The organism is Dorea sp. AF24-7LB (assembly GCF_003478575.1).
In the GTDB taxonomy this organism is placed as follows: domain Bacteria; phylum Bacillota; class Clostridia; order Lachnospirales; family Lachnospiraceae; genus Dorea_D; species Dorea_D hominis.
In genome coordinates this window covers 290,463-310,380 of record NZ_QUFR01000002.1, presented here as the reverse complement: position 1 = coordinate 310,380, position 19,918 = coordinate 290,463, and the positions used below count along the sequence as shown (strand labels likewise).

The following is a 19,918-nucleotide window of genomic DNA, read 5'->3' as shown; positions in this document are numbered from 1 at the left end:
TATCGGATTTAGGTGCTCTGAATTTCTGGAAAAGATGCACTACTTAAATGGAATATACAGTTCAATACGATCTTGTCTGATTGTAGTCAGTGGAGGTGATGTATAAGCAGCGATTGGCAGATCATCAAATCCGATAATGCTGACATCATCAGGAACCTGATATCAATGTACTCGCTGTTGAGCGTTTACATTAATTTGAAAGGACTGGTTGATTATAACTAGGCAGGTTAAATAAACCAGTAGGTGCTTTTATTGTACACCTCTTTTGCTATTCTATAGCTATCAAAGAAACACGACATGCCGGGGAGCCGGTCACAGTAGCAAGGAGAGTGGCAAATATGAAAGGTTATACAACAGCACAGGGATATATGGGATATGTAGACGGAAGTTATATGTTATTCGCAAGTGAGGACGATTATTTGGAATATGTAGAAGGATAAAAGGAAAGCGTTGAGGAAAATATTATGAATGAGAAACAGATAATAAAATTGATTGGTGCAAGTATTTTTGCAGTGTTATTTCTTTGGGGAGTGTATGTATTTTCCGGATATTACAGCCAGTGGCAGGAAAAGAAAGCGCAGCAGGAGCAGCATACAAGAGAGCAGATGGCAGAACAATATATGTCATCTTATACAGAGAAGCTGCAGAAGACACTTGAAAAAGCCGGACTGGAAGGTGTGGAGGTTTCGTATCAGTATGACAAATATTCGGGATCGACGCCGGAGTATGATGAATATGGTGATTATCCATTTTCATACAGTGTTGAGTTTACATGTGTGAAGTTGGATGAAATTTATAATGAAAACAAAAGCTATAAAGAAGTCTGTAATTATATGAAGCCGGCATATGATATACTGCAAACATCCCAGGTAGAGCGAAAGTTTCTTAACTACAAAAACGACAGGAATGTGGTTGTGTATACGAACGTCTCTGATAAGATGGACATAAAGACGAAAGCCGGATGGTATATTCTTACGAAAGAGGGAGACGATGAGTACATTTTGACAGATTCAAAGAGACAGCAGTTGTATGCAAATGAGGCAGAAGAAGATGATTATGACGATGCAGATGAGAATGATGAAGATGACAGTGACGCGAGCGGCGGTCCCGTTATAAAAGCTGGAGGAAGACTCATGAGAGAATCTGATTCGAAAGACACGTCTGACAGCGATAATGATACGACGAGTTCTAAGAACACACAAAAGAAGAAAAAATATGATCCGTATGACGTGTATGATTATGATGATCCAGACGATTTTGCTGATGAGTGGGCAGAAGAATTTGGAGATGGAGATTACGACAATGGGTATGATGATGCATATGATTACTGGGAGGAGAAGAACAGGTAGGGGAATTATTATTTTGTGATAAGTTTTTAATAAATAAAGTGCTTGCATAAAAAAGAAATATATAATATAATCTATTTATGAAAACAAATTTGCTATTTGAACAGAACTAACGGAGAGTAAAAACAGCAGTTATAGCAGTTTTTACTCTCCGTTCTGCTATTGATAAATAAAAAAGAGCTTGCATAGCAAGCTCATCCACACACTGTGGGTCACATCAAAGTGACGATTTGAATAAATTCTTATTTGAACTTATGATGTAAAGTCTAATATGGTACTAAACTTGTCTTTAGTATAGAGAGTATTGGAAATAAAGTCAATATAAAATAAACAATTAATAAAGCAAAAGGAGGAAAACAATGGATGGTAATTACTATTTAGGTCTGGACATGGGTACTAGTTCTTGCGGGTGGAGTGTTACAGATGAAGAATACCATGTTTTAAGAAGACATGGGAAAGCATTATGGGGAGTGCGTCTATTTGAAGGTGCTAAGACAGCAGAAGAAAGGCGTATGCACAGGGCAGGCAGAAGAAGATTGGATAGACGGGGATGGAGAATTAGCATATTGCAAGAGTTATTTGCAGAAGAAATCAGCAAGGTTGATCCGGGATTTTTTCTGAGAATGAAAGAAAGTAAGTATTATCCGGAAGATAAAAGGGATATAAACGGGGAGTGTCCAGAGCTTCCATATGCATTATTTGTTGATCTTGAGTTCACAGATAAAGATTATCATAGAAAGTTTCCAACGATTTACCATTTGAGAAAATGGCTGATGGAGACAAAAGAAGTACCAGATGTTCGATTGGTTTATCTGGCACTGCATCATATGATGAAACACAGGGGACATTTCTTGTTATCGGGAGACATAGAGCAGGTTAAAGAGTTTAAAAATACATTTGAAACATTTATCCAGAATGTTAAGGATGAAGAACTGGACTTTGATTTAGAAATAACAGAAGAGAAAATATCGTATATTGAGGAAGTTTTAAGTAATAAGAATATATTAAAATCAACAAAGAAAAGCAGACTGGTAAAAGAACTTGGTGCCAGGACAAAGTGCGAAAAGGCGGTGATTACTCTTCTGACTGGTGGAACAGCTAAATTGAGTGACATTTTTGCAAATGAAGAGTTGGATGAAAATGAACGACCTAAGATCTCATTTGCTGACAATGGATACGATGAGTATATAGATTCTGTAGAGGCAGAACTTGGAGAACAGTTTTATATTATTGCATCGGCAAAAGCTGTCTATGATTGGTCTGTATTAACAGATATTCTGGATAGATGCACTTCTATTTCCGAAGCAAAGATTAAAGTATATGAAAAACATAAAGCAGACCTTCGCTTATTAAAGGAAGTGGTAAGAGAAAATTTTTCTAAAGATATTTATAAGAAAATATTTGTTGTGTCAGATGCCAAACTTGCCAATTATCCAGCCTACATTGGAATGACGAAAGTGAATGGTAAAAAGACTGCATTGGGAGGGAAGCAATGCAGTCGGGAAGACTTTTTGAAATATCTGAATAAAACAATTGTGGAAAAACTGCCAGAGAGTGAAGAAAAGACATATTTGAAAAATGAAATAGAGACGGATCAATTTTTGCCGAGACAGGTTACAAAAGATAATGGAGTATTGCCATACCAGATTCATAAGTATGAATTACAGAAGATTTTGGATAACCTTAGTGCTCGTATCCCGGTGATTGCTGAAAATAAAGAGAAATTAATACAGCTATTTACTTTCAGAATTCCATATTATGTCGGACCGTTAAATAAAGTAAAAGAAGAAAATGAACAGAAGTATACCTGGGCTGTAAGAAAGAGTGAAGATAAAATTTATCCGTGGAATTTTACGGATATCATAGATGTTGAGGCAAGTGCAGAAAAGTTTATAAAAAGAATGACTAATAAGTGTACATATTTGATTGGCGAGGATGTACTTCCGAAAGATTCATTACTGTATAGTAAATACAGGGTATTGAATGAATTGAATAATGTTCGCTTGGATGGAAAAGAAATATCAGTAGAATTAAAGCAAAAAATCTATGAAGGTGTATTCTGTAAAAGAAGAAAAGTACGTCAAAAAGATTTAAAGAACTTTCTGCTTAGGGAAGGAATTGCAGAAAGAGATGTTGATATTACTGGAATTGATGGAGATTTTAAAGCATCGCTGACGGCTTACCATGATTTTAAAGAAAAATTAAGCGGAATAGATTTAAAACAAAGTGAAAAGGAAGAGATAATACAGAATATTGTATTATTTGGAGATGATAAAAAGCTATTAAAACAAAGATTAGGGAAACTATTTCCAAAGCTGACAGATAAACAGAAAAGCAGCATAGCAGCTTTGTCTTATCATGGCTGGGGAAGATTTTCAAAAAAATTTTTAGAGGAGATAACCATACCAGCGCCGGAAACAGGCGAAGTATGGAATCTTATAACTGCATTATGGGAAACAAATGAAAACCTGAGTCAGTTATTAGGGAAGAAGTATCAATTCAGTGATCAAATCAAAGAGTATAATGAGGAACAAAATAATCCAACATTGTCGTATAAAACTGTAGAGGAACAATATGTATCTCCGGCAGTAAAACGTCAGATATGGCAGACGTTACAAGTGATAAAAGAAATAAAGAAAGTAATGGGAAAAGAGCCGGAGAGAATCTTTGTTGAAATGGCAAGGGAATCGCAGGAGAGTAAACGGACGGAGTCCAGAAAAAAACAGCTGATAGATCTTTATAAAGTGTGTAAAGAGGAAGAAAAAGAAATATATGAGAAATTAGAAAAGCATGAAGAACATCAGTTTAGGAGTGATAAGTTATATTTATATTATACGCAAAAGTGTCAGTGTATGTATTGTAATAAACCAATTGAAATACAGGACCTTTGGGACAATTATAAATGTAATATTGATCATATATATCCGCAATCTAAAACAATGGATGATAGCCTTAATAATCGTGTGCTTGTGCATCAAAAATGTAATGAAGATAAAGGTGATCGGTATCCGATATCATATACAATACAGAAAGAAAGGGGAGGCTTTTGGAAATCTTTGTTAGAAGGTAATTTTATTACAAAAGAAAAATATGAACGTTTAGTCAGAAAAACAGAACTTACTCTGGATGAACTGGCTGGGTTTATTGAGAGACAGATTGTTGAAACAAGACAGAGTACAAAAGTTGTCGCAGATCTATTAAAAAAAGCTATGCCGGATTCAGAAATTGTGTATGTGAAAGCCAGAAGTGTATCTAAATTCCGACAGGATTACGATTTTGTTAAAGTGCGTGATATGAACGATTTGCATCATGCAAAAGATGCATATTTAAATATTGTAGTAGGAAATGCATATTATACGAAATTTACCAAAAATGCGGTTTGGTTTATAAAAGAAAATCCGGGCAGATCATATAATTTAGAGAAAATGTTTATCCATGATATTTCCAGAAATGGAAAAGTAGCATGGAAAGCAGGAGATAAGGGAACGATAAAAACTGTTCGAAATGTAATGAATAAAAATAATATTCTTGTAACCAGAAGATCTTATGAAGTAAAGGGTGGACTGTTTGACCAGCAGATTATGAAGAAAGGGAAAGGACAGGTTCCGGTTAAAACAAGTGATGAGCGGTTGCACGACATTAATAAATATGGTGGCTATAATAAGGCGGCTGGTGCATATTTCATGTTTGTCAAATCTACAGATGCAAAAGGAAATGAACAAAGGACGATAGAATTTGTTCCGATTCATAAAAAAGATTATATAGAACGGAGTAAAGAAAATGCACTGGAATATTTGCGTGAGATTATGAAAGAACGGAAATTGTCAAAGCCGGTTATTCTGATTAATAAGATCAAAATTGATACTTTATTTAAAGTAGATGGATTTTATATGTGGTTGTCCGGAAGAACAGGAAATCGATTAATTTTTAAAGGCGCAAATGAATTAATATTATCAGATGAAGAAACTAAAATACTGAAAAAGGTCATAAAATTTACAAACCGGAAAATGGAAAATAAAAATGTGGAGCTTACTGCTTTTGATGGTATAAACGAAGTAGAACTTACACATTTGTATGATGTATTTGTGAGTAAATTGCAGAATACAATTTACAAAATCAGACTTGGATTGCAGGCGTCAACCCTAATAGACAATAAAGGGAAGTTTGAAAATCTGAATCTGGAAGATAAATGTACTGTATTATCAGAAATATTACATTTATTCCAGTGTCAGAGTGCAGCAGCAAATTTGAAATTAATTGGAGGGCCGGCAAGTGCGGGAATTTTAGTTATGAATAATAATATTATGAAGTGTAAACAAATTTCCATTATAAATCAATCTGTAACTGGAATATATAAAAAAGAGATTGATTTATTAAAACTATGAGCTGGCGTATAATTGTTATTTCTAAACGGGCAAAACTGGATCTGCAATTGGGATACATGGTTGTACGAAGTGAAGAAGTAACAAAAGTAGTATTAAGTGAAATATCAACAATTCTAATAGAATCAACAGCTGTATCATTGACTACCAGTTTATTGGCAGAATTGACGAGAAGAAAAATCAAAGTGATCTTCTGTGATGAGAAGAAGAATCCTTCGTCAGAATTAATCAGTTATTATGGTAGTCATGATACAAGCAATAAAATTCGAAAACAGATTGCCTGGAGAAAGAATACAAAGGAGGCAGTCTGGACGGAAATAGTAACAGAAAAGATCCGGAAACAAAAAGAATTATTAGAAATAATGGGAAAGGAAGAAGCGGAGCTTTTATCATCTTATTTAAAGGAAATAGTCTGGAATGATACAACTAACAGAGAAGGACATGCTGCCAAAGTTTATTTTAACGTCTTATTCGGACTGGACTTTACAAGAACAGAAGATAATAATATTAATGCTGCGTTAAATTACGGATATTCTATTATCTTATCAACATTTACAAGAGAAATAGCTGCCAATGGATATATTACACAGTTGGGCTTATTTCATGATAATATGTTTAATCAATTTAATTTAGCATCTGATTTGATGGAGCCATTTCGTGTTTTAATCGACCGTGAAGTGAAACAGATGAAATTGGACAGCTTTGAGCATGATGAGAAGATGCAACTGGTTAACGTTTTGAATCAAGAAGTTTCAATGGATGGAAGAATACAGTATGTAAATAATGCAATAAAGATTTATTGTAAAAGTGTGTTTGATGCTTTGAATGATGATGATAGTTCGCTGGTTCGGTTTTACAGGTTTGAGCTATAGGTTTATGAGGGTACTAGTATTTTTTGACCTGCCGGTATTAACGGCAGAGAATAGAAGAGCGTATACCAGATTCCGAAAATTTTTACTTAAAAGTGGCTTTCTGATGCTACAGGAATCGGTGTACTGTAAATTAGCATTAAATGGAACTGCAGTTAATACAATTGTAGATAATGTACATAAGAATAAACCAGAGGAAGGGTTGATTCAGCTTCTTACAGTTACAGAAAAGCAATATGCGAAGATGGATATTGTTGTTGGAGATTTAAAGAGTGAGGTTTTAGATACCGATGAAAGGTTAGTGGTTTTGTGAAATTAGTTCATCCGGAATTAAGCAGAGCAATCATTGATGATACTGTTGATTATACAGAATGGATAATTGAGGCAGCAGAAAGCTTCGCAACATTTGTATATGAACTGAAGAATCAATGTGACGGAATCGATGGAAGATATGTACTATCAGATGCTGATAAAGAACTGGGAATATCAAAAAATATGGATATTGTATTTGATATTTTCAGCATAGATATCAATAGTAAAAAGATAGTGAATAAATTATATGAGGAAATGCAACAAGTTGCCTATTCTGAAAAATTGTATGTAAAAACGCAAGAGATAGCACAAAGTATACAAAAATATATTTTAGAATTAGAACAGGAAACAGATTATATACTTACATTTACAGAAGATGTTGACTGGATGGCAATATTTAAAGCATTACGGGTACAGCATGAAATAATAGAGGAAGATTATTTTGAAAAACTGATTCGTTATATTAAAGTTGCAACGGTAGTCATGAAGTATAAGATCTTTGTATTTGTAAATCTCCGAAGCTATTTGTCAGATTTGCAAATGCAAAAACTTATCCAAGAAGCAATTCATCAGGAAGTAAAGCTGATATTTGTGGAAAATTATGTAAAAGATTGCATGGAAGGGGGATTAAGGTATATTATAGATAGAGATCAATGTGAAATCTATTAAATGTGTTTGAGTACCTTGTTTTGCGCAAATGATGGCGGTTCATTTTTGAATTTGAGGTTTGAGAATGATGTAAAAACGTATGGTACTGAAACACTATGCAAAAGAGAGAAAAATTACTCAACGTTTGAGAATGATGTAAAAACGTATGGTACTGAAACAAAAACTACATAGAAAGGAAAATACAAATGGTTTGAGAATGATGTAAAAACGTATGGTACTGAAACACAACTTTAACATTAGAGTACGATGTATTTGTTTGAGAATGATGTAAAAACGTATGGTACTGAAACTCTCTGTCTTGTGAGAGAATTTCCCAGTAGTTTGAGAATGATGTAAAAACGTATGGTACTGAAACTTATTTCTTTTGTTCCATGTTCCCAACCGGTTTGAGAATGATGTAAAAACGTATGGTACTGAAACTGAACACGAGGGATGGATAAAACTTCACAGGTTTGAGAATGATGTAAAAACGTATGGTACTGAAACATCATTCATGTTCGGTTCTTCCGGCATCAGGTTTGAGAATGATGTAAAAACGTATGGTACTGAAACTATGGAGCGTGCTACTGAAAAGGGTACAGGGTTTGAGAATGATGTAAAAACGTATGGTACTGAAACAATCACGCATAAAAAGACGGGGAGCTTTATGTTTGAGAATGATGTAAAAACGTATGGTACTGAAACAATGAAAGCCGGGCGGCTTTCGGGAGAAGGGTTTGAGAATGATGTAAAAACGTATGGTACTGAAACGCAAACCATGAAGTAAACGGACAGACACTGTTTGAGAATGATGTAAAAACGTATGGTACTGAAACCGATATCCATCAGCGCAAAGTCATCACCATGTTTGAGAATGATGTAAAAACGTATGGTACTGAAACTCTTCAGCCGATACAATACGTTCCGGCATGTTTGAGAATGATGTGAAAATGTATGGTACTGAAACACAGATTCGACAGTTACAATATCCACTGGTGTTTGAAAATGATGTAAAAATGTATGGTACTAAAACTAATAAGTAATCGGTTATAAAAAAAGGAACTTGAAATTGATGTAAAAATATATAAACTATAGCATATATTAAGATCCTCCCCATTAAGTTTGAGAATGATGTAAAAGAATACGGCATTAAATATACAAGTGCACCCAATTTGGGTGCGTGGGTGTTTGAGAAAGATTGTAAAGTTAATGTATATGGAAACTAAAATCAATGTAATCTATTTATATTTGAGAATGATGTAAAAGGTTAAAGGCGGCAAGTTTTTTGCTGTCTTTATTTGTTTTAAAGCTTACAAAAGTCGCTTTATCGTATACATATTTTGCTATGCTATAACTATCAAAGAAACATAAACGAAAAACGTTTTTCTATTAATATATTAATTATAAATAATTTCCTGTATAATATTGGAGAGGCAAAATTTGTAAAAACAAATTTAAATTAAAGATAATATATGAGGTGTTAGTTTTGAGCCATGAATTGAAGAGCATTAACGAATTTAATATAGAAAAATATTTAAGAGAAAGCAAGGATAGAGGAGCCAATATTATGACACTTAGACAACAATCCGATTACATTATCCGTTATGCACTCCACAGCGTTCTCCCGGATGAGGCGGTAAAAGCTGTTCTGACCGGGGATAGATTCCGTTCGGTTGTGGATGATAGTGGAAAACTATATCTTGTTGCAATCGGGAAAGCTGCATGGCAGATGGCGCAGGCGGCAGTAGAAATATTGAATGATCGGCTGGATGGCGGAATCGTTCTGACAAAATATGACCATGTAAAGGGAGAAATCCAGCACGTAGAATGCCTGGAAGCAGGACATCCGGTTCCGGATGAGAATTCGTTTGAAGGAACGCAGAAGATACTTGACATGACGGCAGGGCTGAGTCCGGAGGATGTAGTATTATTTTTGATTTCCGGTGGTGGATCGGCATTATTTGAGAAGCCGCTTGTATCCGGCAAAGAGTTGGAAGATGTTACAAAGCAGCTTCTTGCCAGTGGCGCAAATATTAAAGAAATGAATACGATACGGAAACGCCTGTCGGCGGTAAAAGGCGGTCGATTTGCTCAGCATGTCGCACCGGCGAAGATATTTTCGATTGTGCTCAGTGATATTATCGGCGATCCGCTGGATATGATTGCATCCGGTCCGGCATGTGCGGATCAGAGTACCTGTGAGGAAACACTGGAGATTGCGGACAGGTATGGATTAAAGCTGAAGGATTCCATAAAGGAGCTGCTGAAAAAGGAAACGCCGAAAGAATTGCACAATGTCGAGACGGTCATTAGTGGAAGTGTGAGTGCGCTTTGCACAGCTGCAAAAGAGGCTTGTGAGGAACTGGGCTATGAGACGGTCATTTTAACAGACCGGCTGGACTGCGAAGCGAAAGAAGCAGGGGCGTTTCTCGCATCGATTGCGAAAACACACTGTTGTAATATGCAAGGAAATAGGTGTGGAGATATTCCGCAGAATATGCAGCAAAATGAACAGCAGAAGAATACAAATAAGCTTGCATTTATTGCAGGCGGTGAAACGGTTGTACATTTACATGGTACCGGAAAAGGTGGGCGCAATCAGGAGCTGGCGCTGTCGGCGGCAATCGGTTTAGATGGAATGGAAGGCGTAGCACTTTTCAGCATTGGAAGTGACGGAACTGATGGTCCGACGGATGCCGCAGGCGGTTATGTGGATGGAAAGACTTGCGAAATGTTGCGAAAACATAAGACAGATATTTACCACGAGCTTCGTAATAATAATGCGTACGCAACTTTGGAGAAATGTGATGGACTGATAAAAACAGGTCCGACCGGAACGAATGTAAATGATGTTACAGTTTTGCTTATAGAAGAAAGAAATATTTAACATTGCCAGTGTAATTATATAATGAATAAAAGAAGGAAAGGAAAACAATGGATAAAAAAGCACTTTATGAAAGATTTGAATTTCGGAATATAGAACAAGGAGAAGCGGAACAGGCAGCAGAGATTGAACGAATCTGTTTTCCACCAAATGAAGCCTGCTCTGAGAAAAACATGTGTGACAGAGTCAGGGATATTTCGGAACTATTTCTCGTTGCAGTAGATAAGGGAAATGGAAAGATTGCCGGATTTTTGAACGGACTTGCGACAGACGAGCCAAAACTTCGGGATGAATTTTTTACTGACGCCGGTTTACATAACCCGAACGGGAAAAATATTATGCTGCTGGGACTGGATGTTTTGCCGGAATACCGTAGACAAGGACTTGCAAGAGAACTGGTTGCCGTGTATTTGCAGAGAGAACAGGCGAAAGGGCGCAGCGAGATTATTCTTACCTGCCTGGATGCGAAAGTAGAGATGTATGAAAAATTTGGCTTTATTGACCGTGGCATATCTGACTCTGTCTGGGGCGGCGAAGAGTGGCACGAGATGAGTGTAGTTTTGGAAAAATAATAGATTTTTTGAAAATAGCAAAAATTTTGCCGGGGGTTTAGGATGGAAAATACATTCACGGGGAAATGGATTGAAATTTGAAATAATATAGGCAGATCATAAAATAATTTATATTATGGTTTTATTTAGATTTAGTGATAAATAAAATCAGGAAAGCAGGTAAAAAATTATGGAATTTAAATATTGCAAATTAGAGATTTTTATTCCGGAAACGAAAATATTGGAACTACAAAAAGCGTTACAGAAAGTGGACGCCGGACATATTGGGAATTATGATTCCTGCATGTCAGTAAGTCAGGTGACGGGATATTGGAGACCGTTAGATGGATGTGATCCGTATATTGGCGAGAATGGGAAAATAAGCAGCGAGCCGGAGGCAAAAGTAGAAGTGACAATCTATGCAGAAGCGGCGGAGCGGACGATTCAGGCAATCAAGGAAGTGCATCCGTATGAAGAACCAGTCATCAACGCAATTCCAATCTGGAAGACGAGCTTTTTATAAAAAATGTTTTGTTTTCAACATTATAAAAGCGATTATAATCAGAATATGTATGGAAGCGTTACAGAGGAATTTTAAGAAAGCGGGGAATAAAAAATGGTACGAATGATAATGCATGATCCGGTGTTTTTGAGTCAGAAATCAGAGCCGGCAACAGAAAAGGACAGACAGATCGCAGTCGATCTGCTGGATACTTTAAAAGCACACGAAGAAGGCTGTGTTGGCATGGCTGCAAATATGCTCGGTGAGAAGAAACGGATAATTGCAGTGAATATGGGATTTATGAATGTGGCGATGTTCAATCCGAAAATCATAAAAAAATCAGGGAGATATGACACAGAGGAGGGATGTCTTTCGCTGCCTGGAGTGAGAAGCTGCACAAGATATCAGGAAATAGAAGTGGAATATCAGGATATAAATATGAAGAAACAAAAGCAGAAATATTCTGGCTGGATCGCACAGATCATTCAGCATGAAATAGACCACTGTGACGGGATATTGATTTAGTCGAGAAAAACGATCCTGCCCGGAGACAGGATCGTTTCGTGAATTTACCGGATTCAATTATCTGATAAAAATAATTCAATTATTTAATGATACTGCTTATTACTGTGCATTCCATGCAGCAGCGCCGCCTTCAAGGACGATTACTTTATCTTCGCTTACACCGAGTTCTTTCAGATAGTTTACTGCTTTTTCAGCATAATTATTACCTGAGTAGCATTCAACAACATAGAATTTGTTCGGGTTAGCTTTAACAGCTGCGTCAAGGTTTGCCTTGCATGTATCATCTGACAGATCTGTTACTTTTCCGTCAATACTCTCACGAAGTGGTGTAGAGATTGCACCATCGATGTGGCTTGTATTATAAGCAACAGCATCACGAAGGTCAAATACTACGAATGGAGTATTACCGGCATCAAGGTTTGCTTTTAACTGTGCAACAGTCATACCATGTTTGAAGAATTTACCTTTTGTAGAAGTATAAGATTTAACAAGGTAGTTTGCTTCTGTCCAGCCTTTCATTCCACCTGACAGAGTAACGATATTTGCACGGTCAACACCATTCTTGATCAGCATCTCTGTAGCTTTCTGCGCATATCTGTTACCAGAGTAGCAGATGATTGCATATTTCTGATCAGCAGAATCACCTGTGATTGCAGCTTTTGCATTTGCAAGTGCTGTAGCTTCGTCAGTTCCGTTTACAACACAGTCCATATCAGCGGAAACAGCACCAACGATGTGGCTTTTTGCGTAATCAGCAGCTTTACGTGCATCGATCAATTTGTAAGACTGTGTACTGTCGATGTCAGCTTTTAAGTCGGCAGCAGAAATCTTCACGCTGGATGTCTGGAATCCTGTCCATCCGGCAGCTCCACCTTCGAGAACAATGATTCTGTTCTCACTTACACCGATTTCTTTTAAGTAATTGACAGCTTTGTTTGCATATTTGTTACCAGAATAGCATTCTACAACATAGAATTTATTCGGGTTAGCTGTTACAGCAGCCTGAAGGTTTGCTTTAGACTGCTCGTTAGACAGGTCAGCACCGGTTGTATCACGAAGCGGTGTAGAAACAGCCTGTAAAATATGTCCTGCAGCATAAGCATTTACATCGCGGAGGTCAAATACTACGAAAGGAGTATTGCCTGCATTTAAATTTGCTTCTAACTGAGCAGATTTCATGCCATTTACAAAATCAAATCCACCTGTGGACTTGTAAGATTTAACACAGTAATTGTCATAATCCCATCCACCGGCATCTTTTTTCATTCCACCTGTTAATGTGAAAATATTTTTGTTGCTAATACCAGCTTTGATCATAATCTCAGTAGCTGCCTGTGCATAGCGGCTTCCGGAATTGCATACAACTGCATATTTTGTGCCTGCAGGATCATTTTTGATTGCAGCTTCAATATTTTTTGTAGCAGATGCCACATCAGTACCTGATACAGCACCGTCAACGTCAGCAGAAACAGCACCGGCGATATGAGATTCAGCATATTTAGCAGCCTGACGTACATCTAAGATTTTGTATTCCTGTTTTCCGTCGATATCAGCTTTTAAGTCTTCTTTTGAAACATAGTTGTATGGAGCTTTGTTTCCATCAACAGCGATTGTAATTGTTACAACAGTACCTGCTTTCGGAAGGTTAGCGGAGTTTCCAATCGTAGTTCCACCCATTGCAACATCTTCACTTGCACAGATACCTGCATAACAGCTTGATGTACAGATTTCACATCCGGATGGGATAGCTTTCTGAACAGCACCGCTGTTCGCGTATACAATTGTTCCGGTATACGCTGACTTGTCAGCATTTTTAATAGTATCCTGCATTGCTACAGCATCATGTCCTGCCCAGGATACAGATACGTTTAATTTTGAGTAATTAGTGTTAGTGCCTTTCTTATCTTTTACAGAAGCGATAGACTCACCGTTATCTAATACAGTTTTTGAATTTGTATTCCATGCTGTTGCACCAAGTGAATCCAGTGCGTTAGCGAGGTCGATGCGGTCATTCAGACCTGTAAAAATAGGATTTCCCCCAGAAGCTCCAAGATTAGCAGTCACGAGATAATGCATAGTTGGTTTTTTAAATGCAGAAGCATTTAAGATACCTTTTAAAGTAACAGTTCTGGCGTCTTTGTCAACTTTCACCGGCTCAGTTACAGTAATAAGGCATGTAGCTTTCTTGCTTCCACCCTTTTCAGTAGCTGTAATAGTAGCCTGTCCTGCTGCGATACCTTTTACAACACCTTTGGAAGATACAGTAGCAACTTTTGTGTTGCTTGATTTCCATGTAACACCCTGGTTGTAGAATCCTGTAGCTCCTTTTACAGTAGCTTTTAAAGTTGTTGTTTTTCCGGAAGCTACTGTTTTGGAAGTAGTGTTCAGTTTAACAGAAGAAGCTTTCAGATCTTTTACTTTGATCTTGATTGTAGATTTTACTTTCTTGTTCTTCTTGGAAGTAGCAGTGATCTTTACAGTACCTTTTTTCTTACCGGTAACAGTGCCTTTAGAAGATACAGTAGCAATTTTCTTGTTGCTAGATTTGTAGGTTACAGATTTGCTTGCTTTAGAAGGTTTTACAGATTTAACAGAAACCTTCACTTTACCCTTGATATCTACTGTTTTAGAAGTAGCTTTGAGGGTAATCTTTGTTGGCTTTTTCGAAGCCGCCTCACTGTTCATGCCTGTAGAAGCTGCCATAGTAAGAACTACAGCAAGTGAGAGCATAAACAGGGAGATTTTTTTGATTGTTGTTTTCATAATAACAACCCCTCCTTGTCTTACCGTTAAAAACGGACACTTTGTATCTACTTAAGTATAGTTTCTTATATTAATATAAGCAAATTGATAATATCAATAAAACTACTAAATAATAGATAATATCTATAAGATGAAAAATAGCCTAAATTCCAGTAAAATCGTGGGATTTAGGCCATTTGCTAAATAAATTATTTATTAGCTTAAATAGAAGAAAAAGCAAGAATTTGACATTATCCTTCAATAGCAATCTGTTTCTTATTTTCTACGGCAGGTTTGGCTTCTTTTTTCAGAATGGTCAGTTTCAAAATGCCATGTTTGAAGCTTGCTTTAATATCTTCTTCAGTTACATCCTTGCCAACATAGAAACTTCTCTGGCAGGAACCGGCATAACGTTCACGACGGATATAATGTCCGGTTTCTTTTTCTTTCTTATCCTTCTCCAGTCCTTTTGCGGCACTAATCGTCAAATAACCATCGTTTAACTCAATGGTAAGCTCATCTTTCTTAAATCCAGGAAGGTCAATATCGAGAACATAACTGCCTTTTCTCTCGCGGATATCGGTCTTCATTAAGTTGTGAGCTCTGTGTCCGTAAAGTTTCTTCTCCATACGATGTTCATCTTTGTCATTATAAAATGGGAATCTGAAAAAATCATCAAATAAATTATCATTAAAAATACTAGGCATCATCATAAGTCATTCCTCCTTGAATCTCTATCTATATTATGTGCTACCGGAGCTTTTCACTCCGGCTATGAGCAACTTGTCGACTATAAGTTTAATTATAAGATTATCCTTCGATGGCAATCTGTTTTTTGCTTTCCACAGCAGGTTTAGCTTCTTTTTTCGGAATGGTCATCTTCAAAGTGCCATCTTCGAAACTTGCCTTAATATCATCTTCTGTGACATCTTTGCCAACATAGAAACTTCTCTGGCAAGAACCGCTGTAACGTTCACGACGGATATAATGTCCATCTTTATCTTTCTCATCGTTGTTTGTATCTGTGCTTGCGCTGATTGTCAGATAACCATCATTCAGTTCAGCCTTTACATTATCTTTCTGTACGCCCGGCATACTCATCGTCAGTTCGTAATCCTTTTCGTTTTCCTTAACATCTGTGTTCATAAGGCTTGTGTCACTATAACCCCATGCATTCCAATCATCATCAAAGAAATCGTCCAATAAGTTCTCTCCAAAAATACTAGGTAACATCATAAGTCATATCTCCTTTCAAAAGACATTCATAAAATATAATTAAGCACTGTCGGAGAATCCGATGTGTTGTTGTCTCATAGGAACATCTGGAATCAAGACCCTTTCTTTTTATCTCTCTTCCTTTGTTCTAACTGTACTATAACATCTATTATTAGCACTGTCAAGGGGTGAGTGCTAATTTCTGGAATTTTTTTATTAACTGAAAAACAAACTTCTATTATGTGGCATATTTTTCTGCAAAGTAAAACAAGGGGTGGCATTTAGTCTTACAATCGTTTATCCTATAAGAAGTACAATGCTTTCATGTTCTATTACACAGATATAATGTAAAACGTAAGATTCCAGACAGACAAAAGAAAGCGAAAACATATAGGGGATAAGAAAATGATAAGAAACATAGATATGAAAGAAATCTCGGATGGTAATTTATATACGGCAAATGACATGGTAAAAGCAGATTGTCAGGACTGCAAAGGCTGTTCTGCGTGCTGCCGTGGTATGGGTGATTCTATTGTGCTGGATCCTTATGATGTCTGGCAGATGAGTGCCGGGCTGGGTGAGACATTTGAAGAATTAATGAAAGGAAAGATCGCGCTCGGAGTTGTGGATGGCATGATCCTGCCGCATCTTGACATGGATGACGGGACGTTAGGCTGTCCATTCTTAAATGAAGCTGGCAGATGCAAGATTCATGCATTCCGTCCGGGAATCTGCCGGTTATTTCCGCTTGGACGATTTTATGAAGAAGATGGATTTAAGTATTTTCTGCAGATCCATGAATGTCAGAAGCAGGACCGAACGAAGATTAAGGTGAAAAAATGGCTTGGCATTGCAAATCTCAAAGCATATGAGAACTATATTACTTCCTGGCATGCATTTTTGAAAAACTGTGAGACGGCGCTTGCAGATTTGAGTGCTGAAGAAGCAAAGATTTTGCAGATTTTCATTTTGCGGACATTCTATCAGACACCATATCAGGCAGAACTTGCCGCTGGGGATGCATTTTACAGTGAATATGAAAAACGTAGAGAACTAGTGCGGATGAAGCTGGATTTATAATACAGAAAGTGAAGAAACAGGTGTAGGAAATATGAGAAATATTACAATCGGAATACTGGCGCATGTTGATGCGGGAAAGACAACACTTTCGGAAAGTATTTTGTATTTGAGTGGCAAATTAAGAACGTTGGGAAGAGTGGATCATAAAGATGCATTTCTGGATACGCATGAACTGGAGCGGAGCAGAGGAATTACGATATTTTCCAAACAGGCGGTATTTCCGCTTGATCCGTGGCAGGTAACTTTGCTGGATACACCGGGACATGTGGATTTTTCAGCGGAGATGGAGCGTACTTTGCAGGTCCTCGATTATGCGATTCTTGTGATCAACGGAGCAGACGGAATCCAGGGACATACAAGGACACTCTGGAGCCTCCTGAAACGCTACAATGTACCGGTATTTTTATTTGTAAATAAGATGGATCAGGAAGGAACAGACAGGAAACACCTGCTGGAAGAACTGAAAAATGGACTGGACGACCAGATTATGGCATTTGATGTAGAGAAAGATACTTCTTTCTATGAAAATGCAGCAATGGGAGATGACCGGGCGCTGGAAGAATACCTGGAGGCAGAGAAACTTACGGAAGAGACAATTGCTGGACTGATCATGGAAAGAAAGGTATTTCCGTGTTATTTTGGATCTGCGCTTAAAGTCGAAGGTGTACAGCAATTGCTGGACGGGCTGGCAGAGTATATGGAAACGAATGCAGATGAACCGGCAGATTTTGGCGCGCGTGTGTACAAGATTTCAAGAGATGATAAAGGAAATCGTCTGACACATATGAAAGTGACATCCGGGAAACTGAAAGTCAAAGAAATTCTGGAAAATCATCCGGAAGATGGTGAACACTGGGAAGAGAAGGTGAACCAGATCCGCATTTATTCAGGGGATAAGTTTGAGGCAGTTCCGGAAGTTTCGGCTGGAACAATTTGTGCAGTGACAGGCCTTAGTATGACAAAGCCGGGAGAAGGTCTCGGAGTGGAAGCGGAGAATGTAGAGCCGGTGCTGGAACCGGTACTGACTTATCAGGTGTTATTGCCGGAAGGATGCGATGTATCGGAAATGCTCCGGAATCTGCGCCAGTTAGAAGAGGAAGATCCCCTGCTTCGTGTTGTATGGAAAGAAGAACTGTCGGAGATTCACGTATGTCTGATGGGAGAAGTGCAGATCCAGATTCTGCATGAGCTGATCTTAGAACGCTTTGGCGTGGATGTAACATTTGGGGAAGGCAATATTGTATATAAAGAGACAATTACGAACCGCGTAGAAGGCGTCGGACATTATGAGCCACTGCGCCATTATGCAGAAGTGCATCTGATCATGGAACCGGGCGAGTCAGGAAGTGGTCTTACATTTGATACGATCTGCAGTGAGGATGATCTGGACAGAAACTGGCAGAGACTTATTTTCACACATCTGGAAGAAAGAGAGCACAGAGGCGTCCTTACTGGAGCGCCAATCACAGATATGAAAATCACGCTGGCGGCAGGAAAAGCACATTTAAAGCACACGGAAGGCGGTGATTTCCGTCAGTCTACTTATCGCGCGATCCGGCAGGGACTGATGCAGGCGGACAGTGTGCTGTTGGAACCTTATTATGCATTTGAACTTGAGATTCCGGCTTCAGTAACAGGAAGAGCGCTGAATGATATGCAGAGGCTGGCAGCAGAGGCAGAGGCGCCGCAGCAGGAAGGCGATCGGACACGGATCAAAGGGCTGGCACCGGTGGCAACCATGCGCGATTATCAGAGAGAAGTTGCAGCTTATTCTCATGGAGAAGGAAGGTTTGCTTGCGTATTTTCCGGATACCATCCTTGTCACAATGCAGAAGAAGTTATAGAGGCAATTGGCTATGATGCGGAGCGTGATATGGAAAATCCGACAGGTTCCGTATTCTGTTCGCACGGAGCAGGCTATTATGTGCCGTGGGATGAAGTGCCGGAGCATATGCATATAGAAAGCCAGCTTGCACGGATAGAGGCTGCCGAGAGACAGGCAGAAGAAGCAAAGAGGGCAGAGAAAGAATTGAAAACTGCCGGGAATCAGAATCCAAGGGCAGGTGAGAAATATTCCAATACATGCAGAAGAAGCAATTTTGTCGGGAAGACGGCTCCGGGCGCCGGTTATGGAAGCTGGGAAGAAGAGAAAGAACTGGAAGAGATTTTCATTCGCACGTATGGAAAAATTGAGCGGAAATTATCGGATACTACAAGAACGGTTGCTACACCGGTGAAAAAGAAAAAATCGCAGGAGCATTTACCGGAATATTTGCTTGTAGATGGTTATAATGTCATTTTTGCGTGGGACGAGCTGAAAGAGCTGGCTAAAGACAGCATTGAAGCGGCGAGAGACCGATTGATGGATATTCTATGCAATTATCAGGGATATAAAAAATGCACAGTGATCCTTGTGTTTGATGCATACAGAGTGGAAGGTCCGTATCTGGAAATCCAGAAATACCACAACATTCATGTTGTATTTACGAAGGAAGCGGAGACCGCAGATCAGTATATCGAAAAAGTTGTTCATGAAGTGGCGAAAAAATACCGTGTAACGGTAGTGACTTCCGATGGAATCGAGCAGGTTGTCACTGTTGGTCAGGGTGCAAATCTGATTTCTTCCAGAGAGTTTTATGAAGAAGTCGAGATTATGAAAAAAGAGCTGCGGGAAGAATATATCGAGCGTCATCATGGTGGGAAAAATTATCTTTTTGACCACATGGATGAGGAACTTGTCAAACGAATGGAGAAATTAAGACTGAGTGACGAAGAAATTGAGAAGTGGTAGAGAAATCAGTAGATGAAGAGGATTTTCCTATGCTATACTGAAAATATGATGGGAAAATTATGTGAGTACGA

At 38.2% G+C, this 19,918-nt stretch carries 14 protein-coding genes, 1 pseudogene and 1 CRISPR repeat array; of the genes and pseudogenes, 11 read left to right on the top strand and 4 right to left on the bottom strand.

Translation table 11 applies throughout. The annotated features are described in order from the left end of the window. Nucleotides 1-57 precede the first annotated feature (57 nt). Nucleotides 58-162: pseudogene (locus tag DWY31_RS14445) on the bottom strand (substrate-binding domain-containing protein); the annotation flags it as partial. Between the two features lie 302 nt (nt 163-464). Here DWY31_RS14445 and DWY31_RS03930 point away from each other — a divergent pair. The 9 genes from DWY31_RS03930 to DWY31_RS03890 all read left to right on the top strand — a co-directional run bounded on the left by DWY31_RS03930 (nt 465) and on the right by DWY31_RS03890 (nt 12,019). Continuing rightward, nucleotides 465-1,349 carry a hypothetical protein gene (locus DWY31_RS03930; protein WP_118519589.1) on the top strand — a complete coding sequence of 295 codons (885 nt, stop codon included), beginning with the start codon at nt 465-467 and terminating at the stop codon, nt 1,347-1,349. A gap of 356 nt (nt 1,350-1,705) precedes the next feature. Next, entirely contained in the window at nt 1,706-5,731 is a 4,026-nt protein-coding gene (cas9, locus tag DWY31_RS03925; RefSeq protein ID WP_118519588.1) for a type II CRISPR RNA-guided endonuclease Cas9, read from the top strand. Continuing rightward, nucleotides 5,728-6,600: a type II CRISPR-associated endonuclease Cas1 gene (cas1, locus tag DWY31_RS03920; RefSeq protein ID WP_118519587.1), complete on the top strand. Its 873-nt coding sequence runs from the start codon at nt 5,728-5,730 to the stop codon at nt 6,598-6,600. Before cas9 ends, cas1 begins: the two co-directional genes overlap by 4 nt. A gap of 4 nt (nt 6,601-6,604) precedes the next feature. Continuing rightward, on the top strand, nt 6,605-6,910 hold the full coding sequence (gene cas2 / locus DWY31_RS03915) for a CRISPR-associated endonuclease Cas2 (RefSeq protein WP_118519586.1): 306 nt from the start codon (nt 6,605-6,607) through the stop codon (nt 6,908-6,910). Next, the gene (gene csn2 / locus DWY31_RS03910) at nt 6,907-7,578 is read left to right on the top strand and encodes a type II-A CRISPR-associated protein Csn2 (RefSeq protein ID WP_118519585.1); all 672 of its coding nucleotides are present in this window, start codon (nt 6,907-6,909) and stop codon (nt 7,576-7,578) included. The genes cas2 and csn2 overlap by 4 nt, the downstream gene beginning before the upstream one ends. A 56-nt stretch (nt 7,579-7,634) precedes the next feature. After that, nucleotides 7,635-8,590: direct repeats of the CRISPR family, unit length 36 nt; unit sequence GTTTGAGAATGATGTAAAAACGTATGGTACTGAAAC. 534 nt (nt 8,591-9,124) lie between these two features. Further along, complete coding sequence (locus tag DWY31_RS03905; RefSeq protein ID WP_118519584.1) at nt 9,125-10,444, top strand: glycerate kinase type-2 family protein; 1,320 nt, start codon at nt 9,125-9,127, stop codon at nt 10,442-10,444. Between the two features lie 47 nt (nt 10,445-10,491). Further along, nucleotides 10,492-11,013 (top strand): GNAT family N-acetyltransferase, encoded by a 522-nt coding sequence (locus DWY31_RS03900; RefSeq protein ID WP_118519583.1) that lies wholly within the window; start codon nt 10,492-10,494, stop codon nt 11,011-11,013. Between the two features lie 169 nt (nt 11,014-11,182). Beyond that, nucleotides 11,183-11,515, top strand: a complete 333-nt coding sequence (gene cutA, locus DWY31_RS03895) for a divalent cation tolerance protein CutA (RefSeq protein WP_021861221.1) — start codon at nt 11,183-11,185, stop codon at nt 11,513-11,515. Between the two features lie 93 nt (nt 11,516-11,608). Further along, nucleotides 11,609-12,019 carry a peptide deformylase gene (locus tag DWY31_RS03890; RefSeq protein WP_118519582.1) on the top strand — a complete coding sequence of 137 codons (411 nt, stop codon included), beginning with the start codon at nt 11,609-11,611 and terminating at the stop codon, nt 12,017-12,019. A 99-nt stretch (nt 12,020-12,118) separates the two neighbouring features. Here DWY31_RS03890 and DWY31_RS03885 read toward each other — a convergent pair whose 3' ends face one another. The 3 genes from DWY31_RS03885 to DWY31_RS03875 all read right to left on the bottom strand — a co-directional run bounded on the left by DWY31_RS03885 (nt 12,119) and on the right by DWY31_RS03875 (nt 15,997). Continuing rightward, nucleotides 12,119-14,782 carry a rhodanese-like domain-containing protein gene (locus tag DWY31_RS03885; protein WP_118519581.1) on the bottom strand — a complete coding sequence of 888 codons (2,664 nt, stop codon included), beginning with the start codon at nt 14,780-14,782 and terminating at the stop codon, nt 12,119-12,121. Between the two features lie 230 nt (nt 14,783-15,012). Beyond that, nucleotides 15,013-15,474 (bottom strand): Hsp20/alpha crystallin family protein, encoded by a 462-nt coding sequence (locus tag DWY31_RS03880; protein ID WP_199671914.1) that lies wholly within the window; start codon nt 15,472-15,474, stop codon nt 15,013-15,015. A 97-nt stretch (nt 15,475-15,571) separates the two neighbouring features. Continuing rightward, nucleotides 15,572-15,997 (bottom strand): Hsp20/alpha crystallin family protein, encoded by a 426-nt coding sequence (locus DWY31_RS03875; protein ID WP_021861216.1) that lies wholly within the window; start codon nt 15,995-15,997, stop codon nt 15,572-15,574. Nucleotides 15,998-16,381: 384 nt separating this feature from the next. On the opposite strand from DWY31_RS03875, the gene DWY31_RS03870 reads away from it, so the two are divergent. Together DWY31_RS03870 and DWY31_RS03865 are read left to right on the top strand one after the other, a co-directional pair. Beyond that, nucleotides 16,382-17,056, top strand: coding sequence for a YkgJ family cysteine cluster protein (locus DWY31_RS03870; RefSeq protein WP_118519580.1), 675 nt, complete (start codon nt 16,382-16,384; stop codon nt 17,054-17,056). Between the two features lie 31 nt (nt 17,057-17,087). After that, the gene (locus DWY31_RS03865) at nt 17,088-19,847 is read left to right on the top strand and encodes a translation factor GTPase family protein (RefSeq protein WP_118519579.1); all 2,760 of its coding nucleotides are present in this window, start codon (nt 17,088-17,090) and stop codon (nt 19,845-19,847) included. Nucleotides 19,848-19,918: the final 71 nt, after the last annotated feature.

What these genes read in the sequence shown, in the direction of transcription:
- DWY31_RS03930 (WP_118519589.1), top strand. Translation starts at nt 465, where the DNA reads ATGAATGAGAAACAGATAATAAAATTGATTGGTGCAAGTATTTTTGCA.
- cas9 (WP_118519588.1), top strand. Translation starts at nt 1,706, where the DNA reads ATGGATGGTAATTACTATTTAGGTCTGGACATGGGTACTAGTTCTTGC.
- cas1 (WP_118519587.1), top strand. Translation starts at nt 5,728, where the DNA reads ATGAGCTGGCGTATAATTGTTATTTCTAAACGGGCAAAACTGGATCTG.
- cas2 (WP_118519586.1), top strand. Translation starts at nt 6,605, where the DNA reads ATGAGGGTACTAGTATTTTTTGACCTGCCGGTATTAACGGCAGAGAAT.
- DWY31_RS03905 (WP_118519584.1), top strand. Translation starts at nt 9,125, where the DNA reads ATGACACTTAGACAACAATCCGATTACATTATCCGTTATGCACTCCAC.
- DWY31_RS03900 (WP_118519583.1), top strand. Translation starts at nt 10,492, where the DNA reads ATGGATAAAAAAGCACTTTATGAAAGATTTGAATTTCGGAATATAGAA.
- cutA (WP_021861221.1), top strand. Translation starts at nt 11,183, where the DNA reads ATGGAATTTAAATATTGCAAATTAGAGATTTTTATTCCGGAAACGAAA.
- DWY31_RS03890 (WP_118519582.1), top strand. Translation starts at nt 11,609, where the DNA reads ATGGTACGAATGATAATGCATGATCCGGTGTTTTTGAGTCAGAAATCA.
- DWY31_RS03885 (WP_118519581.1), bottom strand. Translation starts at nt 14,782, where the DNA reads ATGAAAACAACAATCAAAAAAATCTCCCTGTTTATGCTCTCACTTGCT.
- DWY31_RS03880 (WP_199671914.1), bottom strand. Translation starts at nt 15,474, where the DNA reads ATGATGATGCCTAGTATTTTTAATGATAATTTATTTGATGATTTTTTC.
- DWY31_RS03875 (WP_021861216.1), bottom strand. Translation starts at nt 15,997, where the DNA reads ATGATGTTACCTAGTATTTTTGGAGAGAACTTATTGGACGATTTCTTT.
- DWY31_RS03870 (WP_118519580.1), top strand. Translation starts at nt 16,382, where the DNA reads ATGATAAGAAACATAGATATGAAAGAAATCTCGGATGGTAATTTATAT.
- DWY31_RS03865 (WP_118519579.1), top strand. Translation starts at nt 17,088, where the DNA reads ATGAGAAATATTACAATCGGAATACTGGCGCATGTTGATGCGGGAAAG.